Origin of the sequence: Amorphoplanes friuliensis DSM 7358, from assembly GCF_000494755.1 — a bacterium.
Classification (GTDB): domain Bacteria; phylum Actinomycetota; class Actinomycetes; order Mycobacteriales; family Micromonosporaceae; genus Actinoplanes; species Actinoplanes friuliensis.
Map to the genome: position 1 here is coordinate 8,204,219 of NC_022657.1, position 25,523 is coordinate 8,229,741.

Genomic DNA, 25,523 nt, shown 5'->3' on the forward strand with positions numbered 1-25,523 from the left:
GAAACCGTCTCTAGCGTCCGGGCGATGACACCACAGATCGACCTCGCGCAGCCCCTACGGATCGTCCACTTGCGACAGGCGGCGACGCCACTGACCGTGGTGCTGGGCACCGAGGTCCTCCAGCGAGTCACCCGCTCGCGGGTCTTCCTCGGCAAGGTTCTCGGCGACGACCGCGCGGTCTACGGGAGCACCACCGGCTTCGGCGCCCTGGTCGGGTACGCCGGCCGCGCGGACCAGGCCGACCAGGCGGACAACACCCTCGCCCATCTCGGCGCCGGCCAGGGCCCCGACCTCGACCCCGGGGTGGTACGCGCGACGATGCTGATCCGCGCCTGGTCCCTGGCCCAGGGCGCGTCCGGGGTGTCGCCGCACGTCATCGAAGCACTGGCCGCCATGCTCGCGACCACCTTCGTCCCCGCGATGCCGCGACTCGGGTCCGTGGGCGCGAGCGGTGACCTGATCCCGCTCGGTGCTGCCGCCCAGGCCCTGCGCGGCCGCGGGTACGCGTACGTCGACGGTGTGCGGATGCCCGCGGCGGAGGCGCTCGAACGTGCAGGCCTGACCCGGCTGCCACTGGACGGGCGGGACGCCCTCGCGCTGGTCAACGGCACGTCGCTGACCACGGCCGCGACCGCACTGGCGCTGGACAGCGTCCGCACCTCGCACCGGGTCGTGCAGATGCTGACCTGTCTGCTGGCCGACCTGCTCGGCTGCGACCCGCAGTTCCTCGACCCGCGGCTGATCGGCGCGTACGCCCACCCGGGCGCGATCGAGGTTGCCGCGTTCATGCGGGAGACACTCCGCGGTGCCGTGCCGTCGGGCACTCGGGCGTTGCAGGAGCCGTACAGCATCCGGTGCGCGCCGCAGCTGCTCGGTGCGGCCGAGGGCGCACTGCGCTATGTGGACGGTGTGGTCGAGGCCGACCTGGGCAGCGTCAGCGACAACCCGCTGTTCTTCCCCGAGGACGACCTCGTCGTGCACGGCGGCAACTTCTTCGGCCAGCCCGCCGCCTTTGCCGGTGACCTGCTGGCGATGGTGATCGCGCAGGTCGGCAACCTCGCGGAACGCCAGCTGGACCTGCTGGTCGACCCCCACCGCAACGGCGGGCTCCCGCCGATGCTCGCCGCCGGACCCGGGCAGCAGCACGGCCTGCAGGGCGTCCAGCTCGCCTCGACCGCGCTGATCGCCGAGATCCGCCGGGACGCGATGCCCGCGAGCATGCAGAGCCTGCCGACCAACCTGCACAACCAGGACGTGATCCCGCTGGGCACCCAGGCGGCGTTGCGTGCGCTGGATCAGGCGCGCCTGCTGCGGCTGATCTGCGGTTCGCTCGCGCTGGGGCTGCGACAGGCCGCGTACGTGGGTGCCCGGACACCGACCGCGCCCGGCTGCGCGACCATCCTGGATGCCCTGGCCGAGGCCATCCCGGCGATCGACCCGGACCGGCCCCTCGACGGCGATGTCCGCCGGGCGGCAGATCTGGTGGAACGCCTGAGTTTTCTCTGATTTCTCGCTCCTACGGTGAGCCCGTGACGCTCGATTACCTGATCATCGGGGCCGGGCCGGCCGGCCTCCAGCTCGCCGCCCTGCTGGAGGCCGACGGCAAACGCGACTATCTGGTGCTGGAGGGTGCGGGTGCGCCCGGCGCGTTTTTTGCCCGCTATCCCCGGCACCGCCAACTGATCTCGATCAACAAGCCGCACACCGGCTCGGACGATCCCGAGGTCAATCTGCGGCTGGACTGGAACTCGCTGCTCAGCGACGACCCGGCGCTGCGGTTCACGTCGTGGACCGAGCGGTACTTCCCGGACGCCGAGGTGATGGTCCGCTATCTGGCCGACTTCGCCGCCCGCACCGGGGTGAAGGTCCGCTACGACACCCGGGTCACGCGCATCTCCCGCGCTGACGGCGTCTTCACGGTGACCGCCGGCGACAGCTCGTGGCAGGCGCGGCGGGTGATCGTGGCGACGGGTGTCTCGCGGCCGTACGAGCCGGACATCCCCGGGTTCGAGCTGGCCGAGGGGTACGCCGACATGTCCGTCGACCCGCGCGACTACCTCGACCAGCGGGTGCTGATCATCGGCAAGGGCAACTCCGCCTTCGAGACGGCGGACAGCCTGATGGAGACGACCACGCTGATCCACCTCGCGGGGCCCAGCTCGGTGCGGCTGGCCTGGCGCACACATTACGTCGGGCATCTGCGGGCGGTGAACAACAACTTCCTGGACACGTACCAGCTGAAGTCGGCCAACGCGATCCTCGACGGGCACGTGCGCCGGATCGAGCGTGACGGCGACGGCTTCAAGGTGACGTTCGCGTTCTCGCGCGCCGACGAGGTGGTCAAGGAACTGCGTTACGACCGGGTGCTGGCCTGCACCGGCTTCGCCTTCGACGCGTCGATCTTCGACGACAGCTGCCGGCCGGACCTGGTCATCAGAGACCGCTTCCCCGCGCAGACTGCGGAGTGGGAGTCGATCAACGTCCCCGGCCTCTATTTTGCCGGCACGCTGAGCCAGGAACGCGACTTCAAACGGTCCACCAGCGGCTTCATCCACGGTTTCCGCTACGCCGTGCGCGCGCTCCACAAGATCCTGGAGCGCCGGTACGCCGAGACGCCGTGGCCCGCCGAGAAGCTGGACGGCACCCCCGAGTCCCTGACCGAGGCCATCATCACGCGGATCAACCGCACCTCGGCGCTGTGGCAGCAGTTCGGGGTGCTGGCCGACGTGGTGACCGTGGCCGGGCCGGACGCGCGCTACCACGAGGAGGTGCCGGTCGACTACTTCGCGGAGACCGGGCTGTTCACGGCTGATCACGACTACGAGCACGCCTTTGCCGTCACCCTCGAGTACGGCCCCGAGCACGACCAGGTGGACCCGTTCGACATCACCGTGACGCGCGTCGCGCAGGACGTGGTCGGACAGGCGCACGACGCCGCGTACCTGCACCCGGTCGTCCGTTATCACCGCGAGGGCCAGGTTGTCGCCACGCACCACCTGGCGGAGAACCTCGAGAACGAGTGGGACCGGCCGCAGGTGCACGTCGAGCCGCTCGCCGCTTTCCTCGGGCGCTGCCTCTCCGGTGCCGAGGGCTGAGATGCCCGTGGTCGACGAGGCCGGTGCCCGGCGGCGGCTGGACCCGGCACACTGGGACTTCTTCGCGGGCGGCGCCGGTGACGAGCGGACGCTCGGTGCCAATGTGGAGGCTTTCGGCCGGCGTCGCATCGTGCCGCGGGTGCTGCGCGGGACCGGCGAGCGGGATCTGCGGACCGGCCTGCTGGGCTGCGAGCTGACCATGCCGGTGCTGATCGCGCCGACCGCGTTCCACCGGCTGGCGCACCCGGACGGCGAGGTCGCCACGGCTCGTGCCGCCGCGGCGGCCGGGACGGTGCTCGTGGTCAGCATGGCGGCCACCCAGCCGGTCGGGGAGATCGCCACGACCGGGGCGCTGCTGTGGTTCCAGCTCTATCCGCAGCCGGACCGGGAGTTCACCACCACGGTCGTACGCCGGGCCGAGGCCGCCGGCTGCCGAGCGCTGGTCGTCACCGTCGACTCACCCGTCTTCGGCCGCCGCGAACGCGACCTGCGCAACGGCTTCCTCGACCTGCCGTCCGGCCTGGCCTGCGAGAACATGCGCGACGCCGACGGCCGGATCCGCGACATCGTGATGGACGAAGGCCTGAGCTGGGACAGCATCGCCTGGCTCCGCAGCCGTACGCACCTGCCTATCGTCCTCAAGGGCGTACTGCACCCGGCCGACGCGCGGCTGGCCGTCGAGCACGGGGTGGACGCACTGATCGTCTCGAACCACGGTGGACGGCAACTCGACGGCGCGATCGCCAGCCTGGACGCGCTGCCCGCGGTGGTGGAGGCGGTCGGCGGCCGGTTGCCGGTGCTGCTCGACGGCGGCGTGCGGCGAGGCACCGACGTGCTCGTCGCGCTGGCCCTCGGCGCAACCGCGGTGCTGGTCGGACGACCGGTGATCTGGGGACTCACCACCGGCGGCGCCGACGGGGTGCGGAGCGTGCTCGAGGGCCTGCGCACCGAGCTCGACCGGGCGCTGGCGCTGGCCGGTGCGGCACGACCCACCGAGCTGGGTGCCGATCTGGTGGCGGTGCCGCGCGGATGATCGTCGTACCCGTGCTGGTGGTGGTCGTGCTGGGGACGGCCTGGACCCTGCCGCGCTGGCTGCCGCCCACGGTGGTCCGGCTCCGGGAGTGGATCTTCACGCGGGTCAACGGCACCGAGGGCATCCCCGTGCCCGGTCCCCTGGTCGGCGCCGAGCACTTCGATCTTGTCTACTCGCACCCGGCCGCGAACGGGCGCAGCCGCGGCGCCGGCCTCTCGGACCTGTTCTGGTACTGGCTCGCGCCCGGCCCGCAAATGCACCAGGAGCATCTGGAACCCGGCGACCGCTACCAGGCGGTCGCCCGCACGACACGTCAGGTGCTCGCGGTGAAACACCAGCGCTCGGACGAGCTCGCCACCGCCGCCACCCGCCGGGTGCTCGACCGTCTGCCCACCGGCCGGATCAGCCACGTGCGCCTGCGCGACCTGATGATGCCCGTCTGGGCCGAGGTCTATCACGAGCTCGTCTTCGCGGAGGCCTGCCCGCCCGAGACCCGCGAGCTGATCGTCACCAACGCGAACGACGTGGTCACGGCCCTCAAGGGCGCGGGTCTGCGGCACCTGGACCGGCGTGACCGGCTCACCCGCTATCTGCTCGCCCGGCTCGAGACCGGCACCTGCCCGGTGACCCTGCCGCCGGAGTTCACGCAGCTGGAGACGGCCTGGTATCTCCAGGGCGCGTTCTTCAACACCGCTGTCGTGCAGATGTCCGAGGCGATGGCCCACGTGCTGCTGGCGCTGGCCGAGCATCCCGGACTCCAGCGCGGCCTGGACGACGACGACGCCCTCGACCGCGTGATCGACGAGACGCTGCGGGTGCATCCGCTCTTCGGGGTCGCTCACCGGATCACGTCGGCGCCGATCGACCTGCCGACCGGTGTGGAGCTGCCCGCGGGCTCGGTGCTGCTCTTCAACTACCTCGCCTTTCAGCGCACCGGTCCGGCCGCGGACGACCGGTTCGCCCCCGACCGGTGGCTGACGCTCAAGCGCAAGGACGCCCACTTCATTCCGTACGGCGTCACGGCGAACCGGGCCTGCCCGGCACGCGGCGTCGCACCGGTGATGCTGCGCGCTGCCACCCGCGAGGTGCTGCGGCGTTTTGCCCTCGCGTCGTCGGTCTCGCACACCCGGTCGCTGCCCAGCCGCGGACCGGCCTACCTGACACCGGCCGGGGTTGCCGGACCCGGACGGCTGCGCCTGAGCGCGATGCACCTGCGGGACCGCTGGGCCGACGTCGGCCGCAGCCTCCGGCAGCTGGTGCTCGGCAGCTGGATGGTGATCGACGCGCGGCGGCAGCGGCTGTGCGCGACCTACTTCGAGGAGGCTGTCCGATGACACCGACCGAGCTGGCACCGCGGTTCTTCATCGCGGTCGCGGTGATCCTGCTCTTCTGCAAGGGCGTGGCCTGGCTGCTCGGCAAGGCGGGCCAGCCCGCCGTGGTCAGCGAGATGCTGGCCGGTGTCCTGCTCGGACCGTCCCTGCTCGGCCTGCTGCTCCCCGACGTCAAGGACGCGCTCTTCCCGGCCCAGTTGCTGCCCATCCTGTACGTCGTGGGACAGGTCGGCCTGGTGCTGTTCATGTTCCAGGCCGGTTATGCGTTCACCGCGCACCGGGTCTCCGGTCTGGCCGGCACCGCCGGGATGGTGTCGCTGGCCGGCGTCACCGCCCCGCTCGTGCTCGGTGTCCTGCTGGTCCTCGTGACCTCGGGCGCGGTCCCCATCCAGGCCGAGGGCACGGCGCTCGGTGTCTCGGCCGCGTTTGTCGGCGTTGCGCTGGCCATCACCGCCTTCCCCATGCTGGCCCGGATCATCACGGAACGCGGGCAGGCCGGCACCCGGCACGGCACCCTCTCGCTGGCCAGCGGCGCGATCGACGACCTGGTCGCCTGGATCATGCTCGCGGTGGTCCTGGCCTTCGCCTCCGGCGAGGCCGGCCCGGCAGTCGTCACGGCCGGCGGCGCGGTCCTCTTCGCCCTGGTCCTCTGGTACGGCGGCAGGCGCACCACCACCGCCCTGATGACCAGCGGCCGGCTCGACGACCGCGCGCGGCTGCTCGGCACGGTGGTCCTGCTCTTCCTGGTCGCCTGGTACACCGACGAGATCGGCCTGTACGCGGTTTTCGGCGCGTTTGCGGTCGGTGTGGTCATGCCCCGCACCGCCGCCACGGACCGGGTCGTGGACACCCTCACCCCGATCGCGGCGACCGTGTTCCTGCCGCTGTTCTTCACGTACTCCGGTCTGCGGACGGAGTTCGGCCTGCTCGGCAACCCGGCGGTCCTGCTCTTCGCCGTCGCCTGCGTGACGGTGGCGATCGTCGGGAAGTTCGGCGCGTGCTGGGCCGCGGCCCGGCTGCGCGGCGAGCCGCAGGGTGTGGCGCTGAGGGTCGGCGCGCTGATGAACGCCCGCGGCCTGATGCAGCTCATCGCCCTCAACGTCGGCCTGGAGGCGGGCATCGTGAACTCGTCGCTCTTCACCGTCCTGGTGCTGGTCGCCCTGATCACGACGCTGATGACCACACCGCTGCTGAGCTGGATCGACCGTTCCTCGAAGCCCGCACCCGCACCGGTGCTCGTCGACGCCAAATAATTGAAGAGACAACTATCACTGTTTCAACTACCCAGACATATGCGATTGTCGATGAATGCGATCCAATCGGCTGTTGCTCGTCGAGGACGACACGGACCTGACGGAGTTGCTCACCGAGACGCTGGTCGACGAGGGGTACGTCGTGGACAACGCCCCCGACGGGCAGCGAGGACTGCATCTGGGCCTCACCCGCCCCTACGACGTGATGGTCATCGACCGGCTGCTGCCCGCGCTCGACGGCCTCGACCTGGTCGCCCGGCTGCGGTCACGGGCGGTGCCGGCGCGGGCGCTGATGCTCACCGCGCTGGGCACCGTCGACGACCGGATCGCCGGCCTCGACGCGGGCGCCGACGATTACCTGGTCAAACCCTTCGACCTCGACGAGCTGAGCGCCCGCGTACGCGCCTTGTGCCGCCGGACGGCCGACTCGACCGAGGCGCTGCGGATCGGCGCCGGGCTGCTCGACCTCTCGCTGCGGGACGCCGTGCTGCCGGACGGGTCCCGCGTGGCGTTGTCGGCGCGCGAGTTCGAGCTCCTGCGGGTGCTCGCCGCGCGGCCCAACACCGTGCACTCCCGGGCCGAGCTGCGCAGCCGGGTCTTCGACGAGGCCGCCGCACCGTCCCTCGTGGACACCTACGTCTACTACCTGCGCCGCAAGCTGGGCCGCACCACGGTGCGTACGGTCCACGGGCTCGGCTACCGGCTCGGCGCCCTCTGATGGACGCCGACGAACGGTCGATCGTCCGGCGGGCCCGCCTGCGGATCGGTGTGCTCGTCGGCCTGGCGATCGGCGCACTGCTGATGCTCGGCGGAGGCATCTCGTACGCCGCTCTGCTCCACAGCCAGGAAAATCTGATCGCCGGCGAGCTGGAGTGGGGTGCGACGCGCGGCACGACCAGTGGCCCGCCCGGCTGCAGCTGGATCTTCGTCTCCGACGGCCGGACCGTTGACACCGGCGTCAACCCGCCACCACCCGGCTTTCCGCTGCAGAGCGCGCTCGACACCGTCGCCACGACGCGGGCCACCGAGACCACCAAGATCGCCCGCAACGGCACGGTCTACTACGTCCGTACGCAGACCCGGGGCAACGGTGTTGTGCAGGCGGTCTTCGACGCGCGTTTCCAGCTGGCCGACCGCCGGCACCTGCTCCTCGCGTTCAGCCTGGCGGCAGCGGCCGGGTTGATCGCCGCGGTGCTGACCGGTGTGCTCGTCGCCCGGCGTGCCGTCGCGCCACTGGCCGAGGCGCTGGCCCGGCAGCGCCGCTTTGTCGCCGACGCGAGCCACGAGTTGCGGACCCCGATCGCCCAGGTGCACACCCGGGCCCAGCTCCTGGCCCGGCGCGCCCGCACCGGCGCGACCGCGGCCGACCAGCGTGACCTGGACCGGCTCGTCGGGACCACCCGGCGGCTCGGCGAGATCGTCGACGAGTTGCTGCTCTCGGCCCGGCTGGCCGCCACACCCGCCGACCGGCCGCCGACCGCCGCCGTCGACCTGGCCGAGCTGACCCGCGCGGCGATCGTCACCGAGGCCGACCGGGCCGGCGAACGCCACGTGTCGGTCACCCTCGACGCACCGGGTGATCCTTTGCCCGTCCCCGGGATCGAGTCCGCACTGCGGCGGGTCGTCGGTGAACTCCTGGCCAACGCCCTGACCCACACCCCCGAAGGCGGCCGGATCGGCGTCACCGTCCGCGCCGGGAACGGCCACGCCGAACTGATCGTCGCGGACACCGGCGACGGCTTCGACCAGGCGGACGCCGACCGCATCTTCGACCGCTTCCACCGCGGTGCGGGTGCCGGCGACCGCCGCTTCGGGCTCGGCTTGGCCCTGCTGCGCGAGGTCGTGACCAGCCACCACGGCACGATCGAGGCCGACGGCCACCCGGGGCGCGGGGCGACCTTCACCGTCCGGCTGCCCACGGGGGTAGCGTCGAATCGATCGACAACCTTCCGGGGAGGCAGCCATGGCTGACGAACAGATCAACACGGAAGCCGCCGAGGGCGAACGCGACAGGCGTTTCCACGGCGGAGCACCCGCTCACCTCGACGACGACCAGCTCGCCCGGCGCACCGAAGCCGAACGTGTCGAAGCCGGGATCGACGCGTACGACCCGAACGACGTGCCACCGGCCACCGACGAGGACCCGCAGACGGACCCCGCGACCTCCGAGGTCTATCAGGACATCACGGCCGTGACGGCGCGCCAGGAGAGCGAGGGCGAGACGGCCCCGCTCAGCCCCGACAACCCGTTCCCACCCACCCGGTACGCCGAGCAGTAGGCATCACAACGGCAGCGTGACCACCGTCGGCTCACCGGCGACACAGGTCACCGTCATGCGGATCCGGCTCGCGGCGTGCTTGAAGACGATCGCCGCCGTGAGCGCGGGTCCGGCACTCACCTTGTCGACCTGGTACGGGTCTTTCGGCGCCCACGCCACCAGCTTCGCCTTCCCCGAACCGTTGCAGCGTGCCTCGATCGTGCCGCCCCGCGACGTGAAGGTCTTGACGTTCCCGATCGGCTCCGCAGGTGGCGGCGCCGCCGCCGAGGGCTTCGGCGGCGGACTCGCACTGCCCGGCGCGGGCGGCGGCTGGACAACCCCCGACGGCTTCGGCGCGGCAGAAGCAACGGACGGCTCGACCGACGGCTCCGGCGTCCGCTCGGGCGCCACCACCGCGGGCACGGTCGCCGCCGGCGTCGGACCGGCGTCCGCAGCCGCCGACCCCGTCCCCGACCGCGCGGCGATCGACGCCTGACCGGCCGGGGCCACCTCGGGGTCACCCTCGGCACCGAACGGCAGGAACAGGCCCGCCAGAACGATCGCCGCAACCGCGGCCGCGGCGCTGCCGATGGTCAGTCGTTTCTTCGACTGCCGCTCTCTGACCGGCGGCGCTTCTACTTCTTCTTCTGCTTCTGCTGCTGCTGCTGCTGCTGCTTCTACTTCTTCGGCGGCCCGGGTGAGCGTGGCCGAGGCTGCGGCCGCGGTCGGGCGCTCGGACGGCTCCTTGCACAAACACCGGTTGACGAGGTCCGTCACGTCCGCCGGCACCTCGGGCAACGCCGGCAGCGGCGTCGGCTCGACATAAACGTGAGCACTCAGCATCTGCGTCGTGGAGTCGACCGACCACGGCGACTCACCGGTCAGCAACCGGTAGAGCAGCACCCCCAGCGCGTAGACGTCGGAAGCCGGCGCCACCGCGCCGCCGGTGAGCCGCTCGGGCGCCAGATAAGCCGGGGTGCCGAGCACCACGTCGTCCGGATCGGCCGGGCCGGCAACAGCGGCGATGCCAAAATCCACCACCTTGGCACCGGCCTGCGTGACCATGACGTTCGCCGGCTTGATGTCACGGTGCACGAGGCCGTCCGCGTGGGCCGTGGCCAGCGCCGACGCCACCTGGCCGCAGAGCCGGAAGATCTGCTTCGGGGCGAGCATCCCGGTCTTCATCCGCTGCTGCAACGTGATGCCGTGCACCAGCTCCATCACCACGTACGGGACGAGTTGCCCGTCCTCCCCCGACTCACCGAAGTCGTAGACCTGGGCGATGTGCGGGTGCGACAGCGTGGCGGCGGCCCGGGCCTCGTCCCGGATCCGGGCCCGCGACTGCGGGTCCCCGGCATGATGCGCCGCGAGCAGCTTGACGGCAACCGACCGTCCGAGCACCTCGTCCCGGGCACGCCAGACGACGGCCGTACCGCCTCTGCCGAGCTCCTCCAGCAGCGTGTAGCGGCCGCCGAGCACGTGGTCTCGAACCTCCATCCGAGGCAGTCTGCCTGCAAAGAAGCAGAACCGCACCGCACAAGGCCGGTGAGGACGACTCACCTTCCCCCGATTGAGTACGCAGAGCGCTCAAATCGGAACGTGATCATCCGCTTACGCGATTTTGTGCACCCACCGCGATCTGTCGGCCGTTACTTTTCCGGGTGTTGCATCCACCATTCGGTGAACTGGCGGGCCTGGCCCGAGATGTCCAGGCGCAGAACCCACATGTTGCTGTAGGTGCGGGGCGGCTCGCGGTAGACCGTTGTGGCCTCGATGATGGCCAGGTCGTCGGTGACGATCAGCGGGTGCCACTCGAACGTGGTCTCGCCGGGCTCGTCCTTGGCCTCCAGCCACTTCGCGATGATCTCGTCGCGGCCGAGCCACGGTTTGGCGTAGGGCTCGGGGAAGTAGGCCGCGTCCTCGGCGAAGAGCCCGCCGATATGGTCGGGGCGGTTGGACTCCCACGCCACGCGGTATCGGTGCACCCACGCCGTGACAGCGTCGAGGCTGGTCATCGTTCTCCTTTCCTGGAGCTACCAGCGTTGTCGCCCATATGCGTCAGGCGTAGGACAGGCGGCGGAACTCGTCCAGGCCGCCGCTCCACAGGAAGTCGCTGACCTGGGTCATCGCGATGGCGATCAGGTCCTCGTGCGGGTCGGTGAACCAGTCGGTGCCGTACCCACCGGCCCAGCCGTACTGTCCGGCGGTCGTCGCGGGCTCTTCGGCCTCGACCGTCACCGCCATGCCGAGACCCCAGCCTGCGCCGCCGAGCAGCACGCCGCCCGTGGTGATCTCCTCGGGCGAGAGGCGGTTGGTCGTCATCAGCTCGACGGACTTCTCCGAGAGGAGCCGCGTGCCGCCGTGCACCCCGCGGCGCAGCAGCATGCGCGCGAAGGTGTGGAACTCGTCCACCGTGGACACCAGGCCACCCGACCCGGACGGGAACACCGGCGGGCTGCTCCAGATCTCGGGCGGTGTGTTGGTGACCTCGGCCAGCTTCCCGGTGCCCTCGTCGGTCGTGTAGTAGGCCGGGAGCTGCGCGGCCCGCCCGGCCGGCAGCCAGAACCCGGTCTCGGGCATGCCCAGCGGGTCGAACAGACGCTCCCGCAGCAGGTCACCGAGCGGCTGATCGGCCGCGCGGGCCAGCAGGACACCCAGCACCAGAGTGCCGACGTTGTACATCCACCGCTCCCCCGGCTGGGCCATCAGCGGCAGCGTGCCGAACCGCCGCATCCACTCGTCGGGGTCGTGCGGCGTCCGCGGATCGGGCCGGCCGAGCACCAGACCCAGCGACTCGGCGGCCTCGACGATCGGGTAGGGCGGGTTGAACGACGGCTCGGTGATCGTGCCGAAACCCAGGCGGAACGTGAGCAGATCCTCGATGGTCACCGGCCGCCGCGCGGGCACGGTCTCGTCGAGCGGCCCGTCGATGCGGGCCAGCACCTGCTGACCCGCCAGCTCGGGCAGCAACCGGTGGATCGGCTCCTCGAGATCGATGACATCGTCCTCGACCAGGATCATCGTGGCGGCGGCCAGCACCGGTTTGGTCATCGACGCGATCCGGAAGATCGTGTCGCGCGTCATCGGTGTCCCGCCGCCGAACGCCGTCGAGCCGATGGCATCGACGCGGACGTCGTCGCCGCGGGCGACAAGCGTGACGATCCCGGGGAACTCGCCACGCTCAACGCGTGCCGCCATGGCTTCATGCAACGTCATGACAGACACCATGCCAGGAACCCCCGACAAAAAGATGCCTGCGCCACTTGGTTAGCCGGCAACATCGACCGGTTCCCCGGAAGTGTCGGATCCGGGGTCTAGCGTCAGAGTGTGACCAACGAGTGGCGGCACCTTCCCGCACCCGCACGGCCGATCGCGGCGGCCACCGATGCCGCGGTGACAGCCGCCCGGGCCCACGACTCCGAGGCCCTGACCTCGGCGATCACCGAGCTCGCAGCCCAAGATCAAGCCCAGACAGGCCTCATTCTCGGTACGACGGTACGACTCCTGCTGGAGGCGACCCACCCGGACGGCCTCGACGGCGACGACATCCGCGACGTACTGGAAAAGAGCGTCCGCGCGGCAGCGGAGTGGCATCCGGAGGTCGACCCCCACGTCGTGCTGATCCTGCTGGCCGGCTCCCTGGGCGTGCACGACGACGAGGAACCGCCCCCCAAGCCGGACGCGCTGGCCCACCACTCGGCGCTGCTCATCACCTACCTGCTGGGGCTGCGGTCGTTGCCGGAGTTCCTGACGCTGGCGCTGGGCGAGATCGAGCGGGCACAGCTCAACGACTGAGATCTTGCTGGCCAGAATCAGGCGCGACGTGGCATTCCTGCCACTGTCGGCCGGACATCAGGCTGCCTAACGTCGTCGAACGTGACAAAAACGCTCCTCGCCCTGCACGTCCTGGCCGCCATCGTGGCCATCGGCCCGGTGACCGTGGCGGCCAGCATGTTCCCCGCCGCCGCACGCCGGGCCGCCTCCGACCCCGGCGGCCTGCCCGTCCTGCGCAACCTCCACCGCATCTGCCGGATCTACGCCGTCCTCGGCCTCCTGGTCCCCGTCCTCGGCCTGGCCACGGCAAGCAGCCTCGGCGTCCTGGGCGACGCCTGGCTGATCACCTCGATGGTGCTCACCGTGGCCGCCGCCGCGGTCCTCGGCTTCCTGGTGCTACCCGGCCAGTCCGACGTGCTGGCGGCGTCACCCGACGGAGCGCTTCGGGGCGCCGCCCGGCTCGGCATGGTCACCGGCGTCTTCAACCTGCTCTGGACCGTGGTCGTCGTCCTGATGGTCGTCCGCCCCGGCTCCACGACAGGAGCCTGACCATGCCGTCCCAACTCCTCCGCATCACCGCCCTCGTCGAACTCGGCAGCCTGATCCTCCTGCTGACCAACCTCGCCACGGTCCACTGGCCCGGTGTCGCTTCCCTGCTCGGCCCGGTCCACGGCTGCGCATACCTGCTGGTCATCGGCTCAACCCTGCGCGAGGCGCGTTCCCTGCGGACCCGGCTATGTGCGTTCATTCCCGGTTTCGGCGGTCTCCTCGTGGTTCGCAGACTGAGCACAGGAGGCCCCGGCAAGGATGTATCGATGAGCCCCACGGGTCGTTGAGCCTTTCGGCGGCGGCACATCGCCGGCGCCGGAAGCACGCCCGACAGGAGCCCGCCATGGCCAAGGAACGACCGGTTCCCTCCGGCAGCAGGAAGCCGGCGCAAACCCGTGGCCGCCAGGCCACCCCGGACGGCCCGCCCCACGCTTCGCGAGACAACCGCCAGCAGACCACCACCCCCTCCCCGCGACGCCCATCATCAGGCGGCCCCTCGGACCCGCGCCCGATCCCCGCCCCCTTCATCCAGCGCCCCCTCCCCTCACCCCAGCCCGAAACAGCCCAGCCCCGCGCCACCCGAACAGAGCCAGCCGCCGCGCCCGCCAAGTCGATCACCGCAACAGGACAGGTCGTCGGGCAGCCCGAATCGGTCACCGCAACAGGGCCGGGCACCGCGCAGCCCGTGTCGATCACCGCGCCAGAGTCGGTCACCGCGCAGCCCAAGCCGGCCACCGCAACAGGGCCGATCACCGCGCAGGCAGAGTCCGTCGTTGCGGCGGAACGAGCGATCCCTGCGGCGGGAACGCCGATCACCGCGCCCGAGCAGACGAGAACCTGGCCTGGCGGCTCGATCCGAAGCGCCGGCGAGGCGAACTCCCTGGAGCAGCCGGGCGAATGCGTCACCGCATCCGGCCAGCCCATCGCTGCGTCGGGGAAGGCCGCCGCCCCCGGGCAGGCGAGTGCCCTCCCAAGCCACTCGGCCGCTGCGCCCGGTCAGGCCATCGCCGAGCCAGGAGAAATCATCGCTGGACAGGAAGAGATCATCGGTGGGCGGGAGCAGTCGGCGGAGTCAGCCACCGCGGCCGGCCAACCGATCGCCGCGCAAGGAATGGCCATCGCCGCGCCGGGCCATGAGCCGACGAGCGAGGCGCATGCTGCCGCATCAGCGCGCGGGGCGATGGCTGCCCGGCTGGCCGCCCGGCCGTTGCCCGGCGCTCAGCGGACCTCCCCGACCGACAACGCGGTCCCGGCCACGCCCCATCCCTATTGGCAGGGAGGTGAAGCCGCTGGTCAGACGCCCCCCGGCCCGAGCCTGGGGGCGACGAACACGGCGCCAGCACCGTCCAGCGTGACCTCTGCGCAGGGCAGGTTAGTAAACACTCACTCACCGGATGACGCCGGCGGCAGACCGTCGTGGACGAGCCCGTCGACCAGCGAGGAATCTGCCGGTCAACCGTCGGCAACGATCACACCAGCCGGGCCGGCAGCCAGCCAGAACACGGTCGGGCAACCGCAGGCGGCGACCACACCGACCGGATCGGTGGCCGCCGGGAGCACGGCCGATCAGTCAGCGACGGCGACCACGCCAGCCAGGTTGGTAAACACTTACTCACCCGAAACCGGGGGCGGGGCCGAGACCCAGGCCGCGGACGGGAGCGGGGCAGGAGCAGGAACCAGGGCAGGCACCGGGCCCGGAACTGGAGACGGAGCCGGAACCGGGACAGGGCCCGCGACCAGGACAGGGCCCGCGACCGGATCGGGAGCCGGGACCGGAGCAGGCACCAGGCCCGGAGCCGGAGACGGAGCCGGGGCAGGGACCGGAGCAGGCACCAGGCCCGGAGCCGGAGACGGAGCCGGGGCAGGGACCGGAGCAGGCACCAGGCCCGGAGCCGGAGACGGAGCCGGGACCGGGACCGGGACGGGGGCCGGGGGCGGGGTCGGCCGACCAGCAGAGGCATCACCCGGCGCCGCGACGCCGAGGACACCGAGTCCGGATCTGCGCAGTGGGCCGTTCCGGAACAAGCAGTCCGGCGGCCCGCGCCCGTCTCCCGCACGCCGCGCCGAAACCATCGGTGTTGCCAAAGTGCCGGCGCCGAAGCCGCAGCTTCCAGGCCTGGAACTACAACCGATGGTTCACGTCGGCGACATGGCTGCGGCCGTGGCGTTCTACGAGAAGCTGGGCGGTGAGGTCAATCACGGTGACCGGGACGGTGAGTGGGTGTTGATGCAGGTCGGTACCGCCCAGATCGGCCTGGTCACCCGCCCGCCCGACGCCGCGCGCGGAGCGAGCACCGTTGAGCTCAACTTCTCTGCCACCATGCCGCTCGACAAGCTCGAGCAGTGGCTGCGGGACAACGACGTCAAGATCGTCGAGGTGGCGCGGGATCTGGATCTTGGGGTGCAGTTGCATGTCGAGACGCCCGATGGGATGCCGATCAAGATCCATCAGGTTGAGCCTGAACTGATGGTGTGAGACACAGTCGGGATGAGCGGGCGGTCTTCGGGGATTATCCGTGGAGAGAATCGGAGGATCTTCATGAAGATCGGAATCATCGGCGCCGGTCACATCGGTGGCAATCTGGCGCAGTTGCTCGTTCGGCACGGTCACGAGGTGGTGATCGCCAATTCGCGGGGGCCGGCGACGCTCGGCGAGGTTGCGAAACGCACCGGCGCCACCCCGGTCGACGTTGTCGACGCGCCGCGGGATGCTGACGTTGTCATTGTCGCCGTGCCTTTGAAGGCGGTTCGCGAGCTGCCTGAAGGCCTGCTGGACACGACTCGGCCGGGCGCGGCCGTGATCGATACGAACAATTACTACCCGCAGCGGGACGGGCAGATCCAGGCCTTGGACGACGGGATGACCTCTTCGAGCTGGGTGGGCGAGCAGCTCGGCCGGCCCGTGGTGAAGGTCTTCAACAACATCTACGCGCAGCATCTGCTGGACCGGCCCACCGCGCCGGGCACCGAGGGCCGGCGCGCTCTGCCCGTCACCGGTGACGACGAGGCCGCCAAGCGGGTCGTGCTCGCGCTCGTCGACGAGGTCGGCTTCGACGCCGTTGACCTCGGTGGGCTGGACGAGTCGTGGCGCTACCAGCCGGGTACACCTTCCTACGGCCCGGATGTCGACGCGGCCGGCCTGCACGAGCTGCTCAAGCAGGCCTAATCGCCCAAGCGCAGATCGCGGCCAGCGGCTCTTCGAGGGTCAGGCCGAGCGACGTCAGCGCGTATTCGACGTGCTGGGGTGGCTCCTCCTTGAGGACGCGGCGCTCGACGAGGCCGTCGGACTGCATGCCGCGCAGCGTTTCGGTCAGCACCTTCTGCGTGATTCCCGGCAGCCTGCGGCGCAGTGCTGCCGGGCGTTGCGGGCCGTCGAGCAAGGCATAGATCAGGAGCACGCGCCATTTGGCCGCCAGGCGTTCGAGGGCCTGGCGGGTGGTGCAGCTTTCCTCGAGCACGTCCGGGATCACCAGTGTCATGTCGAAACCCCCGCAAGCTGATGGGTACCACGAAGTGCCTTCTGGGCAGTTGCCGTCGCCGAGCCTAGCGTCGGTGCGTGGACACCATCCGTACCGAAGAAGTGACCTTTGCCAGTGACGGCCTGGAGCTGGCCGGGACCTTGCGCGTCCCGGACGCCGCGGACGGCAGTGCGGTTGTCCTGACCGGACCCTTCACCGGCGTGCAGGAGCAGGTCACCGGCCTTTACGCCGACCGGCTGGCCCGGCAGGGCCTGATCACCCTGGCGTTCGACCATCGCGGTTTCGGGCGCAGCGCGGGCCGGCGCGGCCATGAGGACACCCAGGGCAAGCTCGCCGACCTGCGGTCCGCGGTCGGTCTCCTCCAGGAGCGGCCCGAGGTGGCTGCCGACCGCATCGGCGTCGTGGGCATCTGTCTGGGCGGCGGGTACGCCGTGAGCGCCGCCGCCACCGATCCGCGCCTCCGGGCGGTAGCCGGTATTGCCGGCGCCTACAACAGCCCGGCGTGGTTCGCCGCCGATCCGTCCGGCTATCGCGCCGCCCTGCGGGGTTTTCTCGACTCCTACGACGACTTCCTGCCCGCGGTCGCACCCGATCACGGGGAGGCGGCAATGGGTGGCGACGAGCCGTGGGACTACTACGGCACTTCGCGTTCCGCCGCCAAGAGCTGGGAGAACAGGGTCACCCGCGGGTCGCTGCACTCGTTGATGACCTTCGACGCGCTGGGCCGGGCCGCGCTGCTCGCCGAGACGCCGCTGCTGATCGTGCACGGCCGCCAGGACGATTACTGCAGTCCCGAGCTGGCCGCGCGGATGCACGCGGAAACCCCCGGTGACAAGGAGATCGTCTGGCTCGACGCCCAGAAGCACATCGACCTGTACGACGCGGAGCCGTACGTCACTCAGGCGGTGGAGGCGACGACGGTTTTCCTGCGACGCACGTTGCGCGCCGGCGCCGCGACGGCAGTGCCAGCCGCAGGATGAGCAGGCCGACCAGCGCGCCTGCGGTGTTGGCGATCAGGTCGTTGACGTCGACCGTCCGGCGGCTGCCCAGCGTCATCCCGAGCACGAACTGTGTCAGCTCGATCGAGAAGCTGGCCCCGGCCGCGTACGCGGTGAGCCGCCGTACCGCGTCGAGCCGGGGCCGGAGCAGCGGCAGCAGGACGCCGAGCGGGATGAACATGATGACGTTGAGGACGAAGCTCGGCCCGTCGACCACTCCGGGGATCCAGTGGAACACCGTCCACCACGGTTCCGCGGCCCAGTAGGCGGCGGGGTGGGCGCGGATCGGGAGGACGGTCACGGCGGCGACGCTCACGGCGTACAGGAGAAGGATGGTGGTGGTGACCCGTCGCCGCATCATGATCTGTCAAACGTCAGGCAGCCCCGGACAGTGCGGTCGAACGGCTCAGGTCCTGCCATTTTTCGAGATCGGCCCGGACCTGGTCGAGGTGGTGGCCGATGGCCTCGACGGCGTCGGCGCCGAGGGCCAGGCGCAGCGGCGGCTTGTCGGCGGCGAGCGCGGTGAGGATCGCCTGCGCGGCTCTGGCCGGATCACCCGGCTGGGTGCCGTCCATCGTGTCCACAGCCGTCCGGGTCTGCGAGGTCGACACCCGGTACGCGTCGATCGGCGTCGACCGGTGCATCCGCGCCCCGCCGAACTCGGTCCGGAACGCTCCGGGCTCCACGATCATCGTGGTGATCCCGAACGGGCGGACCTCGGCGGCGAGCGCCTCGGAGAGTCCTTCCAGCGCGAACTTCGCAGCGCAGTATGCACCGAAGCCGGGCGGGCCGACCTGCCCGCCCATCGAGCTCATCTGGACGATCGCACCGCTGCCCTGCGCCCGCAGGTACGGGAGGACGGCCTTGGTGACCTCGACGGCGCCGAAGAACATCACCTCCATGAGCGTGCGGAGGTCAGCCAGGTCGAGTTCCTCCACCGCGCCGACCGACCCGTACCCGGCGTTGTTGACGACCACGTCGACCCGGCCGTACGTGTCCAGGGTGGTCGCGACCGCCGCCGTGACCGACGCCGGATCGGTGACGTCCAGGGCTGCGGCGGTGATCCGTCCATCGCCCGTTTGCACCAGGTCGTCGAGTTGTTCGGGCCGGCGAGCGGTGGCCATGACCCGGTCACCCGCCGCGTGGGCCGCCAGGGCCAGCTCGCGGCCGAAGCCCGAGGAACAGCCCGTGATCAGCCATACTTTGTCGCTTTTCACCATGGGTTCCAGCGTGGCGGTCCGGGAGCAACGGGTCCAACATCGACTTCCTGGAGTCACTACAGTCTGGGGCTGTGACCCCTGAGCTGCGGCACTTGAGGTACTTCGTCGCGGTGGCCGAGCGGCTGAGTTTCACCCGCGCGGCAGCCGACCTGCACATCGCGCAGCAGTCCCTCTCGGCGCAGATCACCGTTCTGGAACGCACACTCGGCGCGCGCCTCTTCGACCGCGACAGCACCGGCACCCGGCTCAGCGAGGTCGGCCGCATCTTCCTGCCCGAGGCCTGCGCGGTCCTGGCCCGCGCCGAGGAGGCCGTCGGGACGGTCACCCGGGCCGCGCGGGGTGAGATCGGCCGCCTCCACGTCGCTTTCCTGTCCTCGGTGGCCAATTACATGCTGCCGCCGATCGTCCGGGCGTTCCGGGCGGCCTGCCCCGACGTCGAACTGATCACCACCGACACCGGCATCGCCGACCTGGTCGCGGGTCTCCGGGACGGTACGTTCGACGCCGCCTTCACCCGGCCGCCGCTGGTCGACGACCTGGTCACGCGCACGTTGATCGTCGAGCCGGTCTGCGCGGTGCTGCCCGTGGCGCACCGGCTCGCCGGCCGGGACGAGATCCAGCTGGCCGAGCTGGCGGACGACCCCTGGGTGCTCACCCCGCGCACCTCCTGGCCGCCCTGGCACGCCAAGTACGACCGGGACTTCGCCATGGCCGGTTTCTCCCCGCAGGTGGCGCAGCGGGCGGCGACCGTGCCGAGCCTCCTGGGGCTGGTCGCGGCCGGGGTCGGGGTGACGTGGCTGGCCCGGTCGGCGCGGACGTTGCGCGACTCCGGCGTGGTTTTTGTCCCGCTCAGCGGCGAGCAGGCGTCGACGGTCGCCGCCTGGCGTCCGGACGCCGACCGCCCGGCCCTGCCGCACCTGTTGACCGTGGCCACCGAGCTGGCCGCGACCACTGATCTGACGCGGTCAGGCTGAGCCAGTTTCTTGCGTTCGATAAAAGTTTGCAGTGACTGCAAGTTCAGTCGTAACTTGGTCCGGTGCAGACCTCTCCCCCGCGCAGTTCGTCCGGACGCCGGGACCGCAAGAAGCAGCAGACCAAGGACGCTCTGATCGCCGCCGCCCTGCGTCTGGTGGACGAGCGTGGCCTCGAGCGGGTGACCGTCGAGGAGATCAGCGCGGTGGTCGACGTGTCGCCGCGGACGTTCTTCAACTACTTCACCGGCAAGGACGAGGCGCTGATCGGCGATCCCCTCGTCGACGCGGAGGAGTTCCGCGCCCGCCTGGCCGCACTGCCTGCCGAGATCCCCGTCATCGGCGCGCTGCTGCTCGCTCTGGCCCCCGCTGTCGCCCAGATCCAGGCCGACCGGGAGCTCTGGCTGATCCGGCTGCGGGTCATCGAGCAGAACCCCGGCCTGCTGCCGGCCCTGATGGCCCGCGGTGCCGTCGCCGAACGCGAGTTCGTTGCCGCCGTCGCCGAGCGCGCGGGTCTGACTCCGCAGGACGCGTACCCGCAGGTGGTGGCGGCTGCGACCGGCGCCGCGTTCCGGGTCGCGATGATCCGGTGGGCCGCGGGTGACGGCGTACCCCCGCTCTCCGATTGTGTGCACGAGGCCTTCGGCGTGCTCGCCACCGGCCTGGCCGACCCTACGAACGAGGAAGTGTGATGTCACCCGAGAAGGAAACCGGCACCACCGCCACCCGGGCGGAAGCCGTGGTCGCCGAGGATGCCGTGGCCCTGGCCGGCGTTCCCGTCCCAGACGACGCAGTCGCAGGCGAGGCGACCGCCGTGGCCGGCCGGATGTCGCACCGCGAGGTCATCCAGGCACTCTCCGGCCTGATGCTCGGCATGTTCGTGTCGATCCTCGCCTCGACGATCGTCTCGAACGCCCTGCCCCGGATCATCGCGGACCTCGGCGGCACGCAGTCCGTCTACACCTGGATCGTCACCACCGAGCTGCTGGCCATGACGGCGACCGTGCCGCTGTGGGGCAAGATGGCCGACCTCTACAGCAAGAAGCTGCTGATCCAGCTGTCGCTCGGCCTGTTCGTGGCGGGGTCGCTGATCGCCGGCTTCACCCCGAATGTCGAGATCCTGATCGTCAGCCGCGTCGTGCAGGGCATCGGCGCCGGCGGCATGACCGCCCTCGCCATGATCGTCATGGCCGCGATGATCCCGCCGCGCGAGCTCGGCCGTTACTCCGGCATGTTCGGCGCGGTCTTCGGTGTGGCGACCATCGCCGGCCCGCTGATCGGCGGCGTCCTGGTCGACACGTCCTGGCTCGGCTGGCGGTGGTGCTTCTTCATCGGCGTGCCGTTCTCCGTGGCCGCCATCCTGCTGCTGCAGCGCACGCTGCACCTTCCGACGGTACGCAGGGAAGCCGTCATCGACTGGCTGGGCGCGTTCCTCATCACGGCCGGCGTCAGTGACCTGCTGATCTGGTCGACCCTGGCCGGCAACCACTTCGCGTGGGCCTCCTGGGAGACCGCGGTCTTCGTCGCCGCCGGCGTGATCCTGCTGGCTCTGGCCGTCTGGGCCGAGTCCCGGGCGCCCGAACCGATCATTCCGCTGTCGATCTTCCGCAACCGCACGGTCTCGCTGACCATCGTGGCCAGCGTCCTCGTCGGCGTGGCGATGTTCGGCGGAACCGTCTTCCTGTCGCAGTACTTCCAGGTCTCCCTGGGCAAGTCCCCGACGGTCGCCGGCCTGATGAGCCTCCCGATGATCTTCGGCCTGCTGGTCTCCTCGACCGTCGCCGGCGCGCTGATCACCAAGTACGGCCGCTGGAAGGCTTACCTGGTCGCAGGCTCGATCGTGATGACCGGCGGCATGCTGCTCCTCAGCACCATCAGCGCAACCACCAGCGCGCTGATGCTGTCGATCTACATGGCCGTACTCGGCATCGGCGTCGGCATGCTCATGCAAAACCTGGTGCTCGCCGCCCAGAACGACGTCCCGGCCAACGAACTCGGTGCCTCCACCTCGGCACTCACGTTCTTCCGCAGCATGGGCGGCGCGATCGGCGTCAGCGCCCTGGGTGCCGTCCTCGCCGCCCGGGTCACCACGCTGATGACCGAACGCTTCGGCCCCGCCGCGACCGGCGGCAGCGGCACGGCTGCGGTGCCGGACCTGGCCACGCTCCCGGCACCGGTCCGGGCCATCGTCGCCGACGTCTACGGCCAGGCCACGGCCGAGTTGTTCCTGGTCGGCGCCCCGATCGCCGCCCTGGCCGTGATCGCGGTCCTCTTCATCAAGGAAAAGCCCCTCCACACCATGAGCGGCGACGAACGCCGCGCCCAGGAAGAAAAGGCCGCCGCCACCGGCGTGCCGATGCACTGACCAAACCGCAAAAAGGGCCCCTCCGGGGGCCCTTTTTCGTGCGCTGGGCGCGTCCCCCAACGCCGCGCCGGTCGAGGACCTCGGCCGGCCCAGGGCCGTGCCTTCTCTACGCCGGCCGACGCGCAAACCCAAAGCCGTCGCCGTCCAAGCGCGGCCCAGGAACGCCGTCACGCGCAACCTGGAAGCGCCATCCCCAGCGTGGCCCGGAAGCTTCATCCACACGCCGCCTGGAAGCGCCATCCCAAGCCTGGCTCAGGAGCTTCATCCACACGCCGCCTTGAAGCGCCATCCCAAGCCTGGCTCAGGAGCTTCATCCACACGCCGCCTTGAAGCGCCATCCCAAGCGCGGCCGGGAAGCGCCATCCCGAGCGCGGCGCGGAGGCGCCGTCCAAACGCAGCCCAGAGAGCGCCATCGCAGGCGCAGCCCAGAGAGCGCCAACCCAGGCGCAGCCCAGAGAGCGCCCACCCAGGCGCGGCGCGGAAGCGCCAACCCAGGCACGGCGCGAAGCGCCGTTCAACGCAGCCCCGAGACCACAATCTCGAGCGTGGCACGGAAGCGCCGTCCAAATGCAGCCCGGAATCCACCATTTCAGGCGCGGCGCGGAGACGCCGTCCAAGCGCGGCCCGGAGAGCACCATCCCGGGAACAGCCCGGAAGCGCCGTCCAAGCGCAGCCCCGCCCCGGGCTGCCTTCCAATCACGGCCCGCAAGCGACGTACAACCTCGGCCCGGCAATGGTCATACGCCGGCCGTAGGGCGCTACCCGCCCCTATGCGCTGCGCGGGGCGTACATGATGACGGCGACGCCGACCAGGCAGAACGTTGCGCCGATCAGGTCCCAGCGGTCCGGGCGGAAACCGTCGACCAACATCCCCCAGACGAGTGACCCGGCGACGAAGACTCCGCCGTACGCGGCGAGGATCCGGCCGAAGTTCGCGTCCGGCTGGAGGGTGGCCACGAAGCCGTAGGCGCCCAGGGCTGCCACGCCCGCGCCGATGAAGAGCAGGCCGCGGTGCTCGCGGATGCCCTGCCAGACGAGCCAGGCGCCACCGATCTCGGCGAGGGCGGCGAGCAGGAAAAGACCGATGGAACGCAGCACCGACATGGGCTGCATTCCATCAGAGGGAAGATCAGCTGGGGCGGAGCCCCACGGAGGTCCGCGGCGACGGCGGCTCGGCGCATCCGAGCAGGCCGACCAGGCCGGAGATCCAGAGCTGGCGGTACACGGTCGGGCTCGGGTGGCTGACCACCAGCTTGACGCCGCTGGCGGCGGCCGTGTGGAAGCACGCCACCAGGATGCCGATGCCGATGCTGTCGATCAGCATCACCCGTTGGAGGTCGAGGTCGATCTTGCCCGGCGTGCTGCTGGTCAGCACGTCGTTGACGGCGTCGCGCATCACGTGGGCGTTGTCAAGATCAATTTCGCCGCTCGGCGCGATCTCGACGGTGCCATCGGCCAACTGGCGAGTGGTGATCGGCAGATACACAGCTGCCCTCTTCCTGGCGTCGTGCGGGCGACGCCAAACCTTCGTAACGGGAGTCTCTGCGCCGACCTGCTGCGCAGCTCGGGCCTCACCAAGGCACCGACCGGACACCGCGTACCGACAACAGTCCGCTGGTCTGCAAGTTACGCCAGGTAGGCGCGGAACGCCAGAGTAGTTCATATGGCCAGAATGTGCGGGAACGGTCAGCAGCAGGCATCGGCGTTGACGACTCGCCGACCGGGGCCGAATACTCAGCGTATGCGGACGAGCAACTGGCGAGATGGGTGAAGTTCACTTCAGGACGGTCCCGGCCGCTCCTGGATCCCCGACGACCGCCAGCTTCAGCAGCGCGGACATCGACGACACGCGCTCGCTGCTAAACCGGTTCTACTATCCGGTGGCCGTCGGTACGCCCGCCGGGCCCGAGGGTTTCCGGTTCGAGGCCGAGGTGATCCAACTCGGACCGCTCACGGTGGGTCACCTGGAATTCGGCGCACCCGTGACGGTCGTCGCTGCGGAACTGGACGCCTATCACGTATCCATGCCGACCGCGGGCCGCATTCACGCCCGGCACGCCGGCCGCGAGGTGGTCGCGAGCCCGTCCACCGGTGTTGTCTTCGGCCCGGGCCGACCCGTCTACACGATGCACGACGCGTACTCGGCCGAGCTGAACGTCAAGATCGAACGCCCGGCCCTGGAGCACGAGCTCGCCACGCTGCTCGGTCACCCCGTCACCGGCCCGATCGACCTGCCCCCGTCCATGGACCTGCGTACCGGTGCGGCTCGGAGCTGGCGCCGCCTCGTCCAGTTGCTCCGCAGGGAGAGCGGAGAGCAGGGCAGCCTGATCTGGCAGCCGCTGATCGCCGAGCAGCTACGGCTGAGTGTGCTCGACGGGTTGCTGCTGACCGTGCCCCACCGGTACACCGACGAGCTCACCGCGCCGGCGCCGGCGGGTCCGCCGCGGGCGATCCAGCGGGCCATCGACGCGATCCAGGACGAACCCGAGCGGCAGTTCAGCGTCGGTGATCTGGCCCGGATCGCCGGGCTGAGCGTGCGGTCACTGCAAGAGGGCTTCCGGCGGCACGTGGAGTGCTCGCCGATGTCCTACCTGCAGACCGTCCGGCTGGGGCGGGCGCACGACGCCCTGCGCCGCGAGGACCCGGCGCGGGTCTCGGTCGCGACGGTGGCGCACCGCACCGGTTTTGCCCATCTCGGCCGCTTCGCCTCCGCCTACCGCGCCCGCTTCGGCGAATGCCCCTCCGAAACCCTGCGCGGAGCCGACTGACCTGCGCGGTGCCGACTGACCTGCACAGCGCCGACCGACCTGCGCGGCGCCGACTGAGGCGTGCTCTATTCGCCGGGGTCGTGGCGCCGGTCGCGACGGGGCATCTCCTCGATGCGGGGTGCGCCGGCCAGCTCGCCGAAGAGGTTGCCGCGAGGCGGAACCCAGTCGCGCCAGGGTCCGAGCCGCTGGGGCACCGCGGCCGCGACGCCGTCACCGGCACCTTGCAGAGCACGCAGATATTCCAGAACCCGGGTGGCCGAGACTCCGCCGTCCACCGCCAGGCCGATCATCGTCCGGGTGTCGTCGTCGAGCACGACCTCGCGCCGACGCAGCAGCGCGGCGAGTCCCGCCAATATCTGCACGACCTCGTCGGCGTCCCGCTCGGCGTCCGGCAGGCTGCTCACCTCTGCACTTCCACGACATCGTCCAT

General features: G+C 70.7%; 27 protein-coding genes. 18 read left to right on the forward strand and 9 right to left on the reverse strand.

Annotation, left to right across the window (positions count from 1 at the left end; genetic code table 11):
• Positions 1–24 precede the first annotated feature (24 nt).
• From AFR_RS37760 to AFR_RS37795, 8 genes are read left to right on the forward strand one after another with little or no spacing between them, the layout of a single operon-like run.
• Complete coding sequence (locus tag AFR_RS37760) at positions 25–1,506, forward strand: aromatic amino acid ammonia-lyase (protein ID WP_023562102.1); 1,482 nt, start codon at positions 25–27, stop codon at positions 1,504–1,506.
• Positions 1,507–1,529: 23 nt separating this feature from the next.
• Positions 1,530–3,095, forward strand: coding sequence for an FAD-dependent oxidoreductase (locus AFR_RS37765; RefSeq protein ID WP_023562103.1), 1,566 nt, complete (start codon positions 1,530–1,532; stop codon positions 3,093–3,095).
• A 1-nt stretch (position 3,096) separates the two neighbouring features.
• Positions 3,097–4,128, forward strand: a complete 1,032-nt coding sequence (locus AFR_RS37770; RefSeq protein ID WP_041841434.1) for an alpha-hydroxy acid oxidase — start codon at positions 3,097–3,099, stop codon at positions 4,126–4,128.
• Complete coding sequence (locus AFR_RS37775; RefSeq protein ID WP_023562105.1) at positions 4,125–5,462, forward strand: cytochrome P450; 1,338 nt, start codon at positions 4,125–4,127, stop codon at positions 5,460–5,462. The genes AFR_RS37770 and AFR_RS37775 overlap by 4 nt, the downstream gene beginning before the upstream one ends.
• A complete protein-coding gene (locus tag AFR_RS37780; RefSeq protein ID WP_023562106.1) occupies positions 5,459–6,712 on the forward strand; it encodes a cation:proton antiporter in 1,254 nt (417 codons plus the stop codon). The genes AFR_RS37775 and AFR_RS37780 overlap by 4 nt, the downstream gene beginning before the upstream one ends.
• A 55-nt stretch (positions 6,713–6,767) precedes the next feature.
• Positions 6,768–7,430, forward strand: a complete 663-nt coding sequence (locus tag AFR_RS37785) for a response regulator transcription factor (RefSeq protein WP_193786339.1) — start codon at positions 6,768–6,770, stop codon at positions 7,428–7,430.
• Positions 7,430–8,683, forward strand: coding sequence for a sensor histidine kinase (locus AFR_RS37790; RefSeq protein ID WP_023562108.1), 1,254 nt, complete (start codon positions 7,430–7,432; stop codon positions 8,681–8,683). The genes AFR_RS37785 and AFR_RS37790 overlap by 1 nt, the downstream gene beginning before the upstream one ends.
• Positions 8,676–8,990 carry a hypothetical protein gene (locus AFR_RS37795; protein WP_023562109.1) on the forward strand — a complete coding sequence of 105 codons (315 nt, stop codon included), beginning with the start codon at positions 8,676–8,678 and terminating at the stop codon, positions 8,988–8,990. Before AFR_RS37790 ends, AFR_RS37795 begins: the two co-directional genes overlap by 8 nt.
• A 3-nt stretch (positions 8,991–8,993) precedes the next feature.
• Here the strand turns inward: AFR_RS37795 and AFR_RS37800 are convergent, their stop codons facing one another.
• The 3 genes from AFR_RS37800 to AFR_RS37810 form a co-directional block, all read right to left on the reverse strand.
• Positions 8,994–10,466 carry a serine/threonine-protein kinase gene (locus tag AFR_RS37800; protein WP_041841435.1) on the reverse strand — a complete coding sequence of 491 codons (1,473 nt, stop codon included), beginning with the start codon at positions 10,464–10,466 and terminating at the stop codon, positions 8,994–8,996.
• A 152-nt stretch (positions 10,467–10,618) separates the two neighbouring features.
• Positions 10,619–10,984, reverse strand: coding sequence for a nuclear transport factor 2 family protein (locus AFR_RS37805; protein ID WP_023562111.1), 366 nt, complete (start codon positions 10,982–10,984; stop codon positions 10,619–10,621).
• A 43-nt stretch (positions 10,985–11,027) separates the two neighbouring features.
• Entirely contained in the window at positions 11,028–12,167 is a 1,140-nt protein-coding gene (locus AFR_RS37810; RefSeq protein WP_023562112.1) for a serine hydrolase domain-containing protein, read from the reverse strand.
• Positions 12,168–12,296: 129 nt separating this feature from the next.
• Here AFR_RS37810 and AFR_RS37815 point away from each other — a divergent pair, with 129 nt between their 5' ends.
• The 5 genes from AFR_RS37815 (at position 12,297) to AFR_RS37835 (ending at position 16,458) form a co-directional block, all read left to right on the forward strand.
• Entirely contained in the window at positions 12,297–12,764 is a 468-nt protein-coding gene (locus tag AFR_RS37815; RefSeq protein WP_023562113.1) for a hypothetical protein, read from the forward strand.
• An 81-nt stretch (positions 12,765–12,845) separates the two neighbouring features.
• Positions 12,846–13,292, forward strand: coding sequence for a hypothetical protein (locus tag AFR_RS37820; RefSeq protein ID WP_023562114.1), 447 nt, complete (start codon positions 12,846–12,848; stop codon positions 13,290–13,292).
• A gap of 2 nt (positions 13,293–13,294) precedes the next feature.
• A complete protein-coding gene (locus AFR_RS37825) occupies positions 13,295–13,579 on the forward strand; it encodes a hypothetical protein (protein WP_023562115.1) in 285 nt (94 codons plus the stop codon).
• 1,799 nt (positions 13,580–15,378) lie between these two features.
• Entirely contained in the window at positions 15,379–15,768 is a 390-nt protein-coding gene (locus tag AFR_RS37830; RefSeq protein ID WP_148308188.1) for a VOC family protein, read from the forward strand.
• Positions 15,769–15,831: 63 nt separating this feature from the next.
• Entirely contained in the window at positions 15,832–16,458 is a 627-nt protein-coding gene (locus tag AFR_RS37835; RefSeq protein ID WP_023562117.1) for an NADPH-dependent F420 reductase, read from the forward strand.
• Here AFR_RS37835 and AFR_RS37840 read toward each other — a convergent pair.
• The gene (locus AFR_RS37840; protein WP_023562118.1) at positions 16,445–16,771 is read right to left on the reverse strand and encodes a winged helix-turn-helix transcriptional regulator; all 327 of its coding nucleotides are present in this window, start codon (positions 16,769–16,771) and stop codon (positions 16,445–16,447) included. The genes AFR_RS37835 and AFR_RS37840 overlap by 14 nt on opposite strands.
• Before the next feature lie 77 nt (positions 16,772–16,848).
• Here AFR_RS37840 and AFR_RS37845 point away from each other — a divergent pair, with 77 nt between their 5' ends.
• Positions 16,849–17,751, forward strand: coding sequence for an alpha/beta hydrolase (locus AFR_RS37845; RefSeq protein WP_023562119.1), 903 nt, complete (start codon positions 16,849–16,851; stop codon positions 17,749–17,751).
• Here AFR_RS37845 and AFR_RS44290 read toward each other — a convergent pair.
• A complete protein-coding gene (locus AFR_RS44290; protein WP_023562120.1) occupies positions 17,666–18,130 on the reverse strand; it encodes a VanZ family protein in 465 nt (154 codons plus the stop codon). The genes AFR_RS37845 and AFR_RS44290 overlap by 86 nt on opposite strands.
• A gap of 13 nt (positions 18,131–18,143) precedes the next feature.
• A complete protein-coding gene (locus AFR_RS37855; protein WP_023562121.1) occupies positions 18,144–18,989 on the reverse strand; it encodes an oxidoreductase in 846 nt (281 codons plus the stop codon).
• Between the two features lie 71 nt (positions 18,990–19,060).
• Here AFR_RS37855 and AFR_RS37860 point away from each other — a divergent pair, with 71 nt between their 5' ends.
• From AFR_RS37860 to AFR_RS37870, 3 genes are all read left to right on the forward strand, one after another.
• Positions 19,061–19,963: a LysR family transcriptional regulator gene (locus tag AFR_RS37860; protein ID WP_041841437.1), complete on the forward strand. Its 903-nt coding sequence runs from the start codon at positions 19,061–19,063 to the stop codon at positions 19,961–19,963.
• 62 nt (positions 19,964–20,025) lie between these two features.
• A complete protein-coding gene (locus AFR_RS37865) occupies positions 20,026–20,652 on the forward strand; it encodes a TetR/AcrR family transcriptional regulator (protein WP_023562123.1) in 627 nt (208 codons plus the stop codon).
• Positions 20,652–22,325: an MDR family MFS transporter gene (locus AFR_RS37870; protein WP_023562124.1), complete on the forward strand. Its 1,674-nt coding sequence runs from the start codon at positions 20,652–20,654 to the stop codon at positions 22,323–22,325. Before AFR_RS37865 ends, AFR_RS37870 begins: the two co-directional genes overlap by 1 nt.
• Positions 22,326–23,093: 768 nt before the next feature.
• Here AFR_RS37870 and AFR_RS37875 read toward each other — a convergent pair.
• The gene (locus AFR_RS37875; RefSeq protein WP_023562125.1) at positions 23,094–23,429 is read right to left on the reverse strand and encodes a YnfA family protein; all 336 of its coding nucleotides are present in this window, start codon (positions 23,427–23,429) and stop codon (positions 23,094–23,096) included.
• Positions 23,430–23,454: 25 nt separating this feature from the next.
• A complete protein-coding gene (locus tag AFR_RS37880; protein ID WP_023562126.1) occupies positions 23,455–23,811 on the reverse strand; it encodes an STAS domain-containing protein in 357 nt (118 codons plus the stop codon).
• Between the two features lie 277 nt (positions 23,812–24,088).
• On the opposite strand from AFR_RS37880, the gene AFR_RS37885 reads away from it, so the two are divergent.
• Positions 24,089–25,093: an AraC family transcriptional regulator gene (locus AFR_RS37885; RefSeq protein ID WP_023562127.1), complete on the forward strand. Its 1,005-nt coding sequence runs from the start codon at positions 24,089–24,091 to the stop codon at positions 25,091–25,093.
• Positions 25,094–25,158: 65 nt separating this feature from the next.
• On the opposite strand, the gene AFR_RS37890 is transcribed toward AFR_RS37885, so the two are convergent.
• Positions 25,159–25,497 carry a hypothetical protein gene (locus AFR_RS37890; protein WP_023562128.1) on the reverse strand — a complete coding sequence of 113 codons (339 nt, stop codon included), beginning with the start codon at positions 25,495–25,497 and terminating at the stop codon, positions 25,159–25,161.
• Positions 25,498–25,523: the final 26 nt, after the last annotated feature.